Here is a 14270-nt window from a genome sequence, read left to right on the forward strand (position 1 = left end):
GCGGCGGCCGCCGATCAGCGCACCAGCAGGGCCACCGGCAACCGCGTGAACAACTTCTCCAGCCGCGCCCGGCCGGAGAAGGCGTTGCCGGTCAGTCGATCGGTCCAGTTGCCCTCGGGCAGGTCCAAAACGGTGTCGCCCCAGCCGGTGTCGGCCAGGCGCGCGCTGTGCCGGGTGGCCGCCACGATCACCTGCGGCGCACCGCCCGCGCGCCCGCGGGCATAGGCGACGAGGTGGTCGGCGCCGTCGCCGGTGGCGAACAGCGGGGTGTAGGTGCCGCCGACGAAGCAGTCCGGCCGCTCGCGGCGCAGCCACAGCGCGTACGCGACCACCCACATCTTGGCAGCGCCCGAGGAATCCAATTCCGGTGTGCCGGTGAGCGATTGCAGCATAGCCAGCCGATGCCCGAAGTCGACCGGCCGACGGTTGTCGGGATCGACCAGCGAGTCCTCCCACAGCTCGCAGCCCTGGTACATGTCGGGGATCCCGGGCCCGCACAGCTGCAGCAGCTTCTGTGCCAGCGCGTCCGACCAGGCATGGTGTGACAGCTTGGCCACCAGGGCGTCGAGTTCCGCGCCGACCGGCCCGTCGATCACCGCGTCCACCCAGCGATGCAGCCGTGACTCGAAGTCGGAATCCGGTTCCTCCCAGGAGGACTGGGTGCCCGCCTCCCGAACGGCCTTCTCCGCGAACAGGTGTAGCCGCTCACGTAGCCCGGGGACCGCGGCGGCCGGGCGGCCGTCGGCGGGCCAGACGCCGAACATGTTCTGCAACAGAAACAATGCCGTCGCGCCGTCGGGCGGCGGGGTGATCTCGTTCCAGGCCGCCACCGCCTTCGCCCAGGTCTCGGCGAACTGCGACAGCACCCCGATCCGCGCCCGCACGTCCTCGCCGCGCTTGGTGTCGTGGGTGGACAGCGTGGTCATCGTCGCGGGCCAGCGGTTGGCGCGCTCGGTATTGGCCAGGTGGAACTCCAGCAGCGAATGACCGAAGCGCGAGGGGTTGCCGCCCACCTCCTGCAGCGAGACCAGCCGCGCCGCCTGGTAGAACATGGTGTCCTCGACCGCTTTGGCGTTCACCGCCCCGCACACCTGATGGAACCGCACGGCGGCCTCCCCGCCCGCGGACAACGCCGTCACCAGCACCGACAGGGGTACGGTGAGTTCGCGATTGCGCTTGCCGACCTTCGCGACGATATTGCCCGCCATGCCCGCCAGCGGCGCGTAGTCGGTGCGGTAGACCGGCATGAACGACAGCACCTCGACGGTCGCGTTGGTCAGCGCCAGATCGCTGGTCGCCGCCGCGTCGAAGCCGCCGATCGCCGCGTCGCGCTTGATCGCCGCGACGAGGCGCCGCACCTCCGGCACCAGCAGCCGCTCGGCCACGGCCCGCTTGATCCGGTGCTCGTTGTTGCCGAACCACGCGCCGTTGCTGCCGTGCCCGCAGTACTGCCGCGACAGCGCGGTCAGCGTCGGCTCGCCGGACGGGTCGACCAGCACCCCGCTCAGCTCACCCAGCGCGTCGTAGCCGGTGGTGCCGTCGATGGGCAGCGTCGCGTCCAGCGGCTCCCGGGTGGAGAGCACCTTCTCCACCAGCAGCAGCCGGTGCGGGCCGATCAGCCGCCGCAGTTTCGCCAGATACACTGCGGGATAAGCTAATCCGTCCGGATGATCGACCCGGACGCCGTCCACCAGATCGTGTTCGCACCAGGCCGCCAGCTCGCGGTGGGTGAGCTCGAAGACCGCCGGGTCCTCCTGCCGCAGCGCCGCCAGGCTCGACACCGCGAAGAAGCGGCGATAGGTGCAGATCCCGGCCTTCCAGCTGACCAGGCGGTAGTGCTGCTTGTCGTGGATGCGCAGCGCGTTCTCGCCGTCGGTGCCCGGGGCGATGGGGAAGCGCAGATCATGCAGCGCCAGCATGGGTTCGGGGCCGGAGCGATCGACCGTGAGGGCGGCCGGATCGTTCTCGCTCTGCAGCACGGGCAGCGCCAGTCGTCCGCCGGCGCCGTTGTTCGGGCTCCAGTCGATGTCGAAGCAGTGCGCGAACTGCGACTTCTTGCCGTTCCGCAGCACATCCCACCACCACGGATTCTGCCGCGGGTCGCCGACGCCGACATGGTTGGGCACCAGGTCCACGATCAGCCCCATGCCCCGGCTGCGCACCTCGTCCGACAGCGCTTTGAGCCCGCCCGGGCCGCCGAGCGCCGCGGACACCGTGGTCGGGTCGGTGACGTCGTACCCGTGCGGCGAACCCGGCATCGCGGTCATGATCGGCGACAGGTACAGGTGCGAGATGCCCAGCTGCTGTAGGTATTCGGCGATGGTGCGGGCATCGGCGAAGGTCAGCGTGTCGGGGCGCAGTTGCAGCCGGTAGGTGCTGCGCACGGGGGTGTTGCGGGCGATCGGGCCGGTGCGGTGTTCGGGAGTGGCGGGGAATTCTGTCATCTCGATTTCGATCATGCGGTACGGCGGAGCACGAGCAGGCAGCGAGCCGGCACCTCGACCGTGCTCGCCGCGGTATGGGTGGCGCTGGAGAGTCCGGTGGGTGTCGAACAGTCGAGCGCGGTCGACCATTCGGCGCCGTAGTCCGGGCCGGGAACGGTGAAGTCGATGGGGGCGTCGTGGGCATTGAAACACAGCAGGAACGAGTCGTCGCGGACGCGCTCACCGCGCGGTCCCGGCTCGGCGATGGCGTCGCCGTTCAGGAACACCGCCAGCGAGCGGGCGAAGCCGGACTCCCAGTCGGCGGCGGTCATCTCCTCGCCGGCCGGGGTGAACCAGGCGATGTCGGCGTCGGCGCCGGGGGCGGGGCGGCCGTCGAAGAAGCGCCGCCGCCGGAACACCGGGTGTGCGGTGCGCAGGCCGATCGCGTTGCCGGTGAACTCGACCAGCTCCGAATTCTTGTGCGCCAGTGACCAATCCATCCACGACACCGGCGAGTCCTGGCAGTAGGCGTTGTTGTTGCCCTGCTGGGTGCGGCCCAGCTCGTCGCCGTGCAGCAGCATCGGCGTGCCCTGCGACAGCGCCAGCGTCGCGATCATGTTGCGGCTCTGGCGTTCTCGTAGCTCGAGGACCTCCGGATCATCGGTCGGGCCCTCCACGCCGCAGTTCCAGGACCGGTTGTGGTTATCGCCGTCGCGATTGTCCTCGCCGTTGGCCTCGTTGTGTTTGTCGTTGTAGGACACCAGGTCTCGCAGCGTGAATCCGTCGTGGGCGGTCACGAAGTTGATGCTGGCGCCGGGGCGGCGGCCGGTGGCTTCGTAGAGGTCGGAGGAGCCGGTGAGGCGGGAGGCGAATTCGCCGAGGGTGGCCGGTTGCCCGCGCCAGTAGTCGCGCACGGTGTCGCGGTACTGGCCGTTCCATTCCGTCCACAGGCCCGGGAAGTTGCCGACCTGGTAGCCGCCCTCGCCGACGTCCCACGGTTCGGCGATCAGCTTCACCTGGCTCACCACCGGATCCTGCTGCACCAGGTCGAAGAAGGTGGACAGCCGGTCGACGTCGTGCAGTTCGCGCGCCAGGGTGGCCGCCAGGTCGAACCGGAAGCCGTCGACGTGCATCTCGAGGATCCAGTACCGCAGCGAGTCCATGATCAGCTGCAGCGTGTGGGGGTGGCGGACGTTGAGGCTGTTGCCCGTGCCGGTGTAGTCCATGTAGTGCTCGGGGTCGTCCTCGCGCAGGCGGTAATACGCCGCGTTGTCGATGCCGCGCAGGGAGATCGTCGGGCCGAGATGGTTGCCCTCGCCGGTGTGGTTGTAGACCACGTCCAGGATGACCTCGATGTCCGCGGCGTGCAGCGCCCGCACCATGGCCTTGAACTCGGTGACCGCGGCCCCGGCCCGGGGGTCGGCGGCGTACTCGTGATGCGGGGCGAGGTAGCCGAAGCTGTTGTAGCCCCAGTAGTTTCGCAGGCCGCGGTCGAGCAGTAGCCGGTCGTGCAGGAACTGGTGCACTGGCATCAGCTCGAGCGCGGTGACGCCCAGGGACTTCAGATGTTCGATGATCGCCGGATGGGCGAGGCCGGCGTAGGTGCCGCGCACCTCCGGCGGCACCTGTGGGTGGGTGTACGTCATGCCCTTGACGTGGGCCTCGTAGATCACCGTCTCGTGGTAGGGGCGGCGGGGCGCGCGGTCGTCGGCCCAGTCGAAGAACGGGTTGATGACGACGCCGGTCATGGTGTGCCCCAGGGAATCCCGGCCGTGGGTGTACAGGGTGGGGTCGTTGCCGAACTCCCCGGCGAAGGCCTTGCCGTAGGGATCGAGCAGCAGCTTGCTCGCGTCGCAGCGCAGCCCGCGCCCGGGATCGTAGGGCCCGTGCACGCGGAACCCGTACCGCTGACCGGGCGCGACGGTCGGCACATAGGCGTGCCAGACGTAGCCGTCGACCTCTTCCAGCGGTATGCGGGTCTCCGTGCCCGCGCGGTCGATCAGGCACAGCTCCACCCGCTCGGCCACCTCGGAGAACACCGAGAAGTTGGTGCCGGCCCCGTCGTAGGTGGCGCCCAGCGGGTACGCGGTGCCGGGCCACACGCCCAGCGGTGCCGCGTCACCGGGCGGGTTGGGCTGAACCATGCCCACGACCCTAATCGCAGCGCGGTCCGGGGCGGTGCTCGAGTGCCGGTCCGCGAGGTCCCCAGGGCGACCTGACCGGCCTACACGTGCACTTTCGGACTCGAGGTGGCGAATTCTGCCGCGTCGGGCGGATGAGTGTCCGCTCAGGCCGGGCTCAGTCCGCCAGCCAGCGGCGTTCGTAGCCGATGCGGCGGGCCAGCCGGGCCAGGCCGCCGAGGACGAGGCGCTGGAGTCCGGCGGGGATGTTCGCGAGATAGCCGTCCTGGTAATCCCACAGCAGCGCCAGGGCCAGAGGGTTGCGCGGAACGCCGGTGCCACTGGTTTTCCCGGCGGCGTCGAGGGCCTGCCACAGCCGGAACATCTGCCAGTGTCGCAGCGGTGGCCGGATCTCGTGATCGATGACCGTGTCGGGGGCGTCGGTCCAGAACTCGTGCACCGCACCGGCCGGGGCGGTGGCCGAATCACCCTGGGCGGCAATTACTTCGGTGCCGTCGATGCGGAACCGGACGCGGCCCCGGCGCACGGTCCAGTGTTCGGCGAGGACCGGGTGCCAGTGCGGGCCCGCCTCGCGCCCGGGTGCGGGCAGGTGATGTTCGAGGCGCAGGTACTCGCCGCGCTCGTCGGCGCCTTCCTCGACCAGCGTGACGCGGTGGCCGTTGCGGAAGGTCAGCGTGGTTCCCATGCACCAGATATAAAGGTAACCTTCCTATTGTGTCAATGGTTTCTCCGCCACCCGGCGAGCGCGACAGCCTGCTGAAACAGCTCACCCTGCTGGCCCGAGCGGTGGAGGGAGAGCTGAACGGCGCGCTGCGCGCGGTGCTCGACGACAGCCTCCGCCCCGCGCACTACGCCGTCTTCCGCTATCTGGATCCCGCCGGTTCCCGCATCGGCGATCTCGCCGAGACCGCGGGCATGACCCAGCAGTCGATGGGCGAACTCGTCACCCATCTGGAGCGCCGCGGCTACGTCGAACGCCGCGTCGATCCGTCCGACCGTCGCGCGCGGCTGGTGGTCGTCACGAACTCGGGCCGAGCCGCACTGACCACCGCGGCGGGCCACCTCGCCACCATCGAGCACCGCCTCGGCGAGCACCTGGGAGCCGACGGCCTCGCCGACCTCCGCCGCCTGCTCGTCCGCGCCGGCGCCGCGTTCGTCCCGAGCGGGGTGAGCGGCGCGGAAGGAGCCGCTGGTTCGCGCACGTGAGGGCCCTGCCGGAGGGCCGAAGTGGTGTGCGGGTCAGCGCAGGGCGCGGCGCCAGGTCTGGCCGGTGAGATCCTTGCCGAAGCTGTGGTGGGGTTCGGTGTCGACGAGGTCGAAGCCCGCGCGTTCGTAGATGTGGCGGGCGGAGGCGAGGACGTCGTTGGTCCACAGCACCATGCTGCGGTAACCGGCCGCGGTGGCGAAGCGCAGGCATTCGTCCACCAGGGCGGAGCCGACGCCGAGGCCGCGCGCGGATGGTTCCACCAGCAGTAGGCGCAGTCGCGCGGTGGTGTCGTCCTCGCGGACGCAGAACACGCAGCCGATCGGCTCGCCGTCCTGGTCGGCGATCCAGGCCCGCTCCGCCTGCGGTTCGCGGGTCTCCAGATAATCGGCGACGATCCGCGCGACCAGCGTCTCGTAGTCGGCGTTCCAGCCGTACTCGGCGGCGTACAGGGCGGCATTGCGCTGAATCACCCAGCCGTAATCGCCGGGCCGCGGATCGCGGAGGAGAAACGGCGCGCCCGCCTGGTCGTCCAGAATGCGTTCGATGGTGCGCATCGCGTTGACCAGGCGATCGCGGTCATGGGCGGCCCGGGTGCCGAGCAAACCGGCGACATCGCGGCTGGAGCGCTCGTTGAGGTCGGCGAAGGCCGTCTCGCCGTGCTCGGTCAGCCGGACCAGCTGGCGACGTCCGTCGGTCTCGGAGCGCTGCCGCGACACCAGCCCGGCGTCCTCGAACCGGGACAGGATGCGGCTGAGGTAACCGGGGTCCAGCCCGAGCCCCTGCCGCAGCGCGACCACCTCGACCGGGCCGAAATGGGCCAGCTCGAACAGGATTCGCGCCTCGGTGAGCGAGAAATCCGTGTCCACGAGGTGTTCGTGCAGCACGCCGATCAGGCGGGTGTAGCGGCGATTGAATTCGCGGACCGCGGAAATGTGCTCGGCGGTCACGGACGCGGTGGTGGCGGTGCTCATGGACCTGTGCCTTTCGGTGTTCCGGTGGCTTGTCCGCCACGAACCTTTGACAAAGTCAAAGATTAACGTCGACCGCGCTTCGGGGAAAGGTTTTCGGCGAGACGATCCGGTCGTCGTGTAACTTGAACGGCGTTCAAGCTCCCGGCGTGAAGGAATCCCGTGGCCCTGACACCCGACCAGATCACCGCACTCGACGCCGCGCACGTCTGGCATCCGTACGGCGGATTCCCGGCGAGCACCGAGCCGCTGGTGGTCGCGTCCGCCGCCGGTACCCGCCTGCGGCTGGCCGACGGCCGCGAGCTGATCGACGGGATGAGTTCGTGGTGGGCGGCGGTGCACGGCTACCGGCACCCGGTGCTGGACGCGGCACTGACCGCGCAGGCGCAGCGGATGAGCCACGTCATGTTCGGGGGGCTCACTCACGAGCCGGCGGCGCGGCTGGCGCAATTGCTGGTCGAGATCACGCCCGCGGGCCTGGACAAGGTGTTCCTCTGCGATTCCGGTTCGGTGTCGGTGGAGGTCGCGGCGAAGATGTGTCTGCAGTACTGGCGGGCGCGCGGGCGACCGGGCAAGCGGCGGCTGTTCACCTGGCGCGGCGGCTATCACGGCGACACGTTCACGCCGATGAGCGTGTGCGACCCCGACGGCGGCATGCACTCGCTGTGGACCGACGTGCTCACCGAGCAGATCTTCGCGCCCGTGCCGCCGAAAGACTATGTGCCCGAATATGTCCGGGAGCTGGAGCGGCTGTTCGCGGCGCACGCCGACGAGACGGCCGCGGTGATCGTGGAGCCGATCGTGCAGGGCGCGGGCGGCATGCGTTTTCACCATCCGGGATATCTGAACGACCTGCGGCGGCTGTGCGACGAGTACGGCGTGCTACTCGTCTTCGACGAGATCGCCACCGGATTCGGCCGCACCGGAACACTTTTCGCCGCCGACCGGGCGGACGTGCGGCCCGACGTGCTGTGTGTCGGCAAGGCCATCACCGGCGGCTATCTCACGCTGGCCGCGGCGCTGTGCACCACCGAGATCGCGGAGACCGTCAGCGCTGCGCACGGCGGGCTGATGCACGGCCCGACCTTCATGGCCAATCCGCTCGCCTGCGCGGTCGCGGTCGCCTCGATCGAACTGCTGCTCTCCCGGGACTGGCAGGGCGAGGTGGCCGGAATCGAAGCGGGCCTCGAGGCGGGACTTGCTGCGGCACAACAAGTCCCGGGCATCGTGGAGACGCGCGTCCTGGGCGCCATCGGCGTCGTGGAGCTCGACCACCCCGTCGACATGCGCAAGGCCACCCACGCCGCCGTCGAATCCGGGGTCTGGCTCCGCCCCTTCCGAAACCTCATCTACACCATGCCGCCGTTCATCAGCACGCCCGACGACGTGGCCGCGATCGCGGCCGCCGTGGTAGCCGCGGCCGCCTCTTGCTCCTGAACGGTGTTCAAGTATGCTGCTGGGCTGTGAGTGTGGATCCGTTGGGCTGGATTGATGTGCGGGCCGGGGAGCGGGTGCGGGCCGGGCTGCGGCGGGAGCTGCGGGCTCGGGCGCCACGGACCGGGCTGATCGATCTGGCGTCGAACGACTATCTCGGGTTGTCGCGGCATCCCGAGGTGATCGAGGGCGCGGTCGAGGCGGTGCGGACCTGGGGGACTGGGTCCACCGGATCGCGGCTGGTCACGGGCACGACCGTGGCGCACGAGCAGCTCGAGGACGAGTTGGCCGAATTCACCGGGGCGGAGTCGGGGCTGGTGTTCGCCTCCGGATACGCCGCCAATCTCGGGGTGGTGACGGCGCTGGCCGGCCGCGGCGCACTGGTGGTGTCGGACGCGGGGAGTCACGCCTCGCTGGTCGATGCCTGCCGGCTCTCGCGGGCCCGGGTGGAAATCGCGCCGCACCGCGACGTGCTCGCCGTGGATCGGCTGCTGTCCGCGCGCACCGAGGAGCGGGCGGTGGTGCTGACCGACTCGGTGTTCAGCGCCGACGGGGATCTGGCGCCGCTGCGTGAGCTGCACCGCGTGGTCCGCGCGAACGGCGCGGTGCTGATCGTCGACGAGGCGCACGGGATCGGCGTGCGCGGCGACGGCGGCCGCGGGCTGGTGCACGAGGTCGGCCTGGCGGGGCAGCCGGACCTGATCGTCACCGCGACCCTGTCGAAAGCCCTTGCCGCCCAAGGCGGTGTGGTGCTGGCCGCCGAACGGGTCCGCGCGCACCTGATCAATGCGGCCCGCACCTTCATCTTCGATACCGGGCTCGCTCCCGCGGCGGTCGGGGCGGCCCGGGCGGCGCTGCGCGTGCTGCGCCGCGACCCGGCGATGGCGGGCCGGGTGCTGGAACGCGCCACCGCCATCGCGCGCATGTCCGGTGCGCCGCAGCCGGATTCGGCGGTGGTGTCGGTGGTGCTCGGCGAGGCGCAGCTCGCCTACGACGCCGCACAGGCGTGCCGGGCTCGCGGTCTGAGCGTGGGTTGCTTCCGGCCGCCGTCGGTCCCGGCGGGCACCTCGCGGCTGCGGCTCACCGCCCGCGCCGATCTGGACGACGCCGAAATGGATTTCATCGCAACGACTCTCGCCGCCGTGCTGGCCGACGCGCGGGGACCGTTGCCGGTATGAGCGGGAGGTAAGACGGCTGTGGGTGTGTTGATCGTGACCGGGACCTCCACGGAGGTCGGCAAGACGGTGGTGACCGCGGCATCGGCCGCCGCCGCGCGGGCCGCCGGACGGTCGGTCGCCGTGTGCAAACCGGCGCAGACTGGCGTGCGGCCGGGCGAGTTCGGCGACCTGTCCGACATCGAGCGGCTGGCCGGGGTCGATCGCACGCTCGAGCTGGCTCGCTACCCCGACCCGCTGGCCCCCGACACCGCCGCCCGGCGCGCGGGACAGCCGTTGCTGACGCTCGAGGACACCGTCGCCGCTGTCGACTCGCTGTCGGACGCGGACCTGACGCTGGTGGAGGGTGCGGGCGGCGTGCTCGTCCGGCTCGGCGAATTCACCCTCCTCGACCTCGCCCAGAAGCTCGCGGCGCCCGTGCTGGTGGTGGCCGCGGCCGGGCTGGGAACCCTCAACCACAGCGAACTGACCACCCGCGCGCTGGCCGCGGCGGGCGTCCCCTGCGCGGGCCTGGTGATCGGATCCTGGCCCGGCACACCGGATCTCGCCGCCGACTGCAATCGCACGGACCTCCCGGAGGTAACCGGCCAGCGCCTGGTCGGCGCTATCCCCGAGGGCGCCGGGCGCTGGCCCGCACAGCGTTTCGCCGCCGCCGCACCGACCTGGTTCCAGGCGGAGTGGCGCGCACGCTATCTGTACTGACCCCGGACCTCTCCGCATCCGAAGACGAAGCGGCCGCGCGTTCGATGCCTGACCCGGACGGGACACGATAGCCGCCGGGCGGAGAGTGTGGAACGGGCCACCGCCCCGGCCGCTGCCGATGATCATGCGGCCGGGACCGTCCTACAGTGGATGGAGATGCTTCTGGAGGACCGGCACCCGACCACCGTCGCGGACTACGACGATGCGCGGCGGCGCGCCCGGCTGGCCGAAACCGGTGTGGGGCACGGCTGGGTGCGGTTGCGGCGCACTCGCAAGGCGCTCCTGCGGCTGGCCTTGGCGCCGATCTTGCTGCTGGTGGTGTTCGCTCAGTACCTCGCCGTCGACATCGCGCCGGAGCGGGCCCGGCTGGCGCGCACCGAGCCCGCGGTGCTGCCGGTCGCCGCCCCCGCCCCCGATGCCCGCAACACCGCGGTGTTCGACCTGGTCGGTCTCGGCGCGCTGGACGCCACCCCCACGGCTCGCGCGCTGCCGTCGCTGAACCGGATGGGCTCGGTGTGGGCCGTGCGCTACGACAACACCGGTATCGACACCAAGGTGATCAGCGATCTGATCATCCGGGTCACCGAGGCCGCGCGGATCGACAATGTGGTGCTGGTCGGTCACAGCATGGGCGGCGTGATCGCGCTCGAGATCGGCAAGCACATCCACACCGGCTCCACCAAGAATCTGGCCGCCGTGGTCTTGGACTGCACGCCGATGGACCTCAACGCGGTGCGGCCGGAGAGCCGCAATCAGGGCGAGGATCTGCTGCGCTGGACCGGCTGGCTGCCGGGAATCCGGGAGAGCCGCAGCCTGCGCCTGTTCGCCGAAACCTACGCGCGCCGTGACCGTTTCCTCGACCGCGACACGACCCCGCCGGGCATCCGCGGTGACCGGCTGTGGTCGACGGTGGGGGAGGTGCTGCGCCAGAAGATCGGCAACCGCGACGCGGCCAGCAACGGGCTGATCGAATCCCAATTCCGCGCGATCGTGGCGGGCGGTGCGGTCGACGATCTGCGTGCCCTGGTCAAACCGGTGAACGGCAAGTCGCGCCCGGCGGTGGTCTTTCTGCGCCCGAACAATCCGGAGCGGGATCCGATCGTCGATGTCGAATACACCCATCGGGTGCTGATCCAGCAGGTCGGCGGCGTGAACGGGACGCTGCTGACGGTGCTCGCGCACGGCACGGGGCACGCGAATCCCGTGCAGCAGCCGGGGGAATACAACAAGGTCATCGCGCAGCAGGTGGTGCCGTTCGTGCGGCTGGTGCGCAATCAAGAGCTGGTCATGGCGCGGTGATCGAGGTTCAGCGCACCGCGTCATCGCTGCGCGGCCGGATCCCGGAGGGCGGCAACAGCTTCCACGCCTCCAGCTGAGCCCGGACCTGCTCGGCGGCGTCGATATTGAGTGGTCCGCTGGTCCACATGGCGTACGGCAGGTTGAAGAACCGCTGCTCGGTCACCGCGCGCAGCCGGTTGATGCCGGGCTTGGCCCGTAGCAGCTCCACCTTCTGGGCGAACGTCTGCGGCGGATAGTCGACGAACACCAGGGCGTCGGGATCCGCGGCGGCCAGTCGCTCCCACGACACCCGGGTCCACGAGTCGCCCACGTCCTCGAGGACATTGTGGGCGCCCGCGGCATCCAGGATCGCTTGCGGCCCACCGAATCTGCCGCTGGAGAAGACGGTGTCGCTCGCGCTGTCGAAGACGAAGACCTGCGGTCGCCGACCGGCCTGCGGCGCCCGGCGCAGGGCGTCGAGGCGGGCGTCCAGGTCGGCGATCAGGCGGGTGGCCTGTTCGGTGCGGCCGGTGATCGCGCCGAGGTTGTCGAGGTCGGTGCGCAGCGCGGTCCACGGGTCGACGATGCCGCGCGTCTGCTCGCCGTCGCGCTGCCGGCAGCTCTCGGTGAGTACGTAGGCGGCGATTCCGTTCTTGCGCAAAGAATCCGGTGTGAGGTCCTTGGCCTCGGTGTAGCCGTAGTTCCATCCGGCGACCATCACGTCGGGGCGCTGCGCGAGCACGGTCTCGCGGGACGGCGACTCGGGGGACACCACGCGCAGGCGATCGACCGCGTCGCCGTAGTGGCGGCGCAGGGTCGCGGTGTCGTCGGCTTGCAGGCTGGACACCGCGGTCACGGCGTCCTGTGCGCCGAGGGCCAGCGCCATCGAGATCATGTTGCTGTCGTTGACGAACATCCGCTCGGCGGGTGCGGGGAAAGACACGTCCCGCTCGCAGTTGCGCAGCGTGAGATTGCCGTCGACGGCGGGTGCGGCGCCGCACGCGACCGCGGTGAGAGCCGTTGCCAGAGTGGCGAATATGGAAGCCGAGCGTCTCATCGTCGTCCTTCGATCGTGTCGAGCAGCAGGTGGGATTCCCCGGTGTCCGGATGGCGGACGCGCGCGGCGCGCACCCCGAACACCGTGGCGAGAACGTCCGGGGTGAGCGCGGTCTCGGGTGGTGTCAGCGCACCCGCGCGACCCTTGTCCAGCACCAGGACGCGGTCGCAGAAGCGGTCGGCGAGATCCAGATCGTGCAGGGTGAGCACCACGGTCCGGTCCAGTGCGCGAGCCAGTGTCAGCAGCGCCAGCCGGTGGGTGACGTCGAGGTGGTTCGTCGGTTCGTCGAGCAGTAGCAGGGGAGTGTCCTGCGCGAGAGCCCGGGCCAGCAGCACCCGCTGCCGTTCACCGCCGGACATCCGATGTACGGGCCGATCGGCGAACCCTTCGAGATCTACTGCGCGCAAGGCACTCTCGACGGCCGCGCGCTCCCGTGGGCCGCCCGGCCCCCAAGGTGGCAGATACGGGGTGAGTCCCAGCGCCACCACCTCACCCGCGCGCAGATCGTCGGGCGGCTGCTCGTCCTGCGCGACCAGCGCGATCGCCCGTGCCCGCCGTCGCGCCGAAAGACCTTGCAGATCAAGGCGTTCCACGAACACCTGCCCCTGCTGCGGCCGAAGCAACCCGGCCAGCGTGCGCAACAGCGTGGTCTTCCCGCTACCGTTCGGCCCGACGACCCCGATGATCTCCCCGGCCTCCACCGCGAACGACACCTCAGCGAGTACGGTCCGCCGCCCAGGCCCACACGTCAGTCCCCGAACCTCCAGCACAGAACCGCAGGCCGGGCAGGGTGCTGTCTGTTCTTCTGCCGGAGTCGACAAGGACGCACCGTTCCTATGCCGCAGCCGCTTCACGACGCACCGAATCGGTAGCGGCGGCGGCCCATCAAGAGGAGAAAGACCGGTGCGCCGATCAAGCCGGTGAGGACGCCGACCGGGATTTCCGTGGGCCGCACCAGAATCCGGGCGGCGGCATCCGCGACCACGAGGAACAGCGCGCCGCACAGCGCACTCACCGGCAGCAGCGCGCGATGCGGCGAGCCGACCAGCAGTCGGGCCGCGTGCGGCACCACCAGTCCGACGAAACCGATCCCGCCCGAGACCGCCACCAGGACACCCACCAGCACGGCCAGCCCGGCGAACAACGCGATCCGCAAGGCACGCACCGGTACTCCGACCGACGCGGCGGTGTCGGCGCCCACGTTCAGCGCGTCGAGCCAGCCCGCGGCCGCCGCCAGTGTCACTGCCGCGACTCCGACCACGCAGGCGGGCAACGCGATTCGCGTCCAATCCGCCCCCGCGAGACTCCCGAGCAGCCAGAACAGCACGGCCTGGGCGGCCGCCGGGTCGGCGCTGCGGAAGATCAGATAGCTGCTCAGCGCCGCGAACGCCGACCCCAGCACGGTCCCGGTCAGCACCAGCCGCAGCGGCGTGAGCCCGCCCTGCGCGACCGCGATCAGAAAGACCATGGCCGCCGCGGCGAACGCGCCGAGCAGCGCGCCGCCCGACAGCGCCCACACCCCGGCCCCGGCGAAGAACCCGGAGGTGATCACCGCCGCCGCGCCCACTCCCGCCCCGGAGGACACGCCGAGCAGATAGGGGTCGGCCAGCGGATTGCGCACGAGCGTCTGCATGGCCGCCCCCGCCAGCGCCAGGCCCGCGCCGACCACGGCCGCCAGCAGGGTACGCGGCACCCGTAACTGCCAGATGATCGTGTCGAGGCCGGGATCCGCGAACGCGGCCCCGGTCACCCGCGCCCGCAGCACCTCGAAAACGGTTGCGGGCGGCACGGTTTCGGCCCCGCATCCGGTCGCCGCCACCATGGCGCACCCCAGCGCCACCGCGACGACGGGGATGACCACCGCTGTCCGCGCGCGGCTCATCGC

Annotated in this window: 12 protein-coding genes; 5 read left to right on the plus strand and 7 right to left on the minus strand. The window is 70.6% G+C overall.

Features of this window, described 5'->3' with window-relative positions; translation table 11 throughout:
- Nucleotides 1–14: 14 nt before the first annotated feature.
- The 3 genes from treY to ACFMRZ_RS34940 form a co-directional block, all read right to left on the minus strand.
- The gene (gene treY / locus ACFMRZ_RS34930) at nt 15–2444 is read right to left on the minus strand and encodes a malto-oligosyltrehalose synthase (RefSeq protein WP_280362684.1); all 2430 of its coding nucleotides are present in this window, start codon (nt 2442–2444) and stop codon (nt 15–17) included.
- Between the two features lie 11 nt (nt 2445–2455).
- Nucleotides 2456–4567 (minus strand): glycogen debranching protein GlgX, encoded by a 2112-nt coding sequence (glgX, locus tag ACFMRZ_RS34935; RefSeq protein WP_400182444.1) that lies wholly within the window; start codon nt 4565–4567, stop codon nt 2456–2458.
- Nucleotides 4568–4721: 154 nt separating this feature from the next.
- Nucleotides 4722–5249 carry a cupin domain-containing protein gene (locus ACFMRZ_RS34940; protein ID WP_280276879.1) on the minus strand — a complete coding sequence of 176 codons (528 nt, stop codon included), beginning with the start codon at nt 5247–5249 and terminating at the stop codon, nt 4722–4724.
- Between the two features lie 35 nt (nt 5250–5284).
- Between ACFMRZ_RS34940 and ACFMRZ_RS34945 the strand changes: the two genes are divergently transcribed.
- On the plus strand, nt 5285–5770 hold the full coding sequence (locus ACFMRZ_RS34945) for a MarR family winged helix-turn-helix transcriptional regulator (RefSeq protein WP_400183046.1): 486 nt from the start codon (nt 5285–5287) through the stop codon (nt 5768–5770).
- A 33-nt stretch (nt 5771–5803) separates the two neighbouring features.
- Here ACFMRZ_RS34945 and ACFMRZ_RS34950 read toward each other — a convergent pair whose 3' ends face one another.
- On the minus strand, nt 5804–6742 hold the full coding sequence (locus ACFMRZ_RS34950) for a GNAT family N-acetyltransferase (protein WP_400182445.1): 939 nt from the start codon (nt 6740–6742) through the stop codon (nt 5804–5806).
- Between the two features lie 159 nt (nt 6743–6901).
- Between ACFMRZ_RS34950 and ACFMRZ_RS34955 the strand changes: the two genes are divergently transcribed.
- The 4 genes from ACFMRZ_RS34955 (at nt 6902) to ACFMRZ_RS34970 (ending at nt 11349) form a co-directional block, all read left to right on the plus strand.
- Nucleotides 6902–8176 carry an adenosylmethionine--8-amino-7-oxononanoate transaminase gene (locus tag ACFMRZ_RS34955; protein WP_400182446.1) on the plus strand — a complete coding sequence of 425 codons (1275 nt, stop codon included), beginning with the start codon at nt 6902–6904 and terminating at the stop codon, nt 8174–8176.
- Between the two features lie 26 nt (nt 8177–8202).
- Complete coding sequence (locus ACFMRZ_RS34960; protein WP_400182447.1) at nt 8203–9351, plus strand: 8-amino-7-oxononanoate synthase; 1149 nt, start codon at nt 8203–8205, stop codon at nt 9349–9351.
- Nucleotides 9352–9369: 18 nt separating this feature from the next.
- Nucleotides 9370–10050 (plus strand): dethiobiotin synthase, encoded by a 681-nt coding sequence (gene bioD / locus ACFMRZ_RS34965; protein WP_400182448.1) that lies wholly within the window; start codon nt 9370–9372, stop codon nt 10048–10050.
- A 156-nt stretch (nt 10051–10206) separates the two neighbouring features.
- Nucleotides 10207–11349 (plus strand): alpha/beta fold hydrolase, encoded by a 1143-nt coding sequence (locus ACFMRZ_RS34970; protein ID WP_400182450.1) that lies wholly within the window; start codon nt 10207–10209, stop codon nt 11347–11349.
- Nucleotides 11350–11356: 7 nt separating this feature from the next.
- Here the strand turns inward: ACFMRZ_RS34970 and ACFMRZ_RS34975 are convergent, their stop codons facing one another.
- The 3 genes from ACFMRZ_RS34975 to ACFMRZ_RS34985 all read right to left on the minus strand — a co-directional run bounded on the left by ACFMRZ_RS34975 (nt 11357) and on the right by ACFMRZ_RS34985 (nt 14267).
- Nucleotides 11357–12385: an ABC transporter substrate-binding protein gene (locus ACFMRZ_RS34975; protein ID WP_400182451.1), complete on the minus strand. Its 1029-nt coding sequence runs from the start codon at nt 12383–12385 to the stop codon at nt 11357–11359.
- The gene (locus ACFMRZ_RS34980) at nt 12382–13098 is read right to left on the minus strand and encodes an ABC transporter ATP-binding protein (RefSeq protein ID WP_400182452.1); all 717 of its coding nucleotides are present in this window, start codon (nt 13096–13098) and stop codon (nt 12382–12384) included. Before ACFMRZ_RS34980 ends, ACFMRZ_RS34975 begins: the two co-directional genes overlap by 4 nt.
- 137 nt (nt 13099–13235) lie before the next feature.
- A complete protein-coding gene (locus ACFMRZ_RS34985) occupies nt 13236–14267 on the minus strand; it encodes a FecCD family ABC transporter permease (RefSeq protein ID WP_400182453.1) in 1032 nt (343 codons plus the stop codon).
- Nucleotides 14268–14270: the final 3 nt, after the last annotated feature.

Source organism: Nocardia sp. N2S4-5 (genome assembly GCF_044628355.1).
Lineage (GTDB): Bacteria > Actinomycetota > Actinomycetes > Mycobacteriales > Mycobacteriaceae > Nocardia > Nocardia wallacei_B.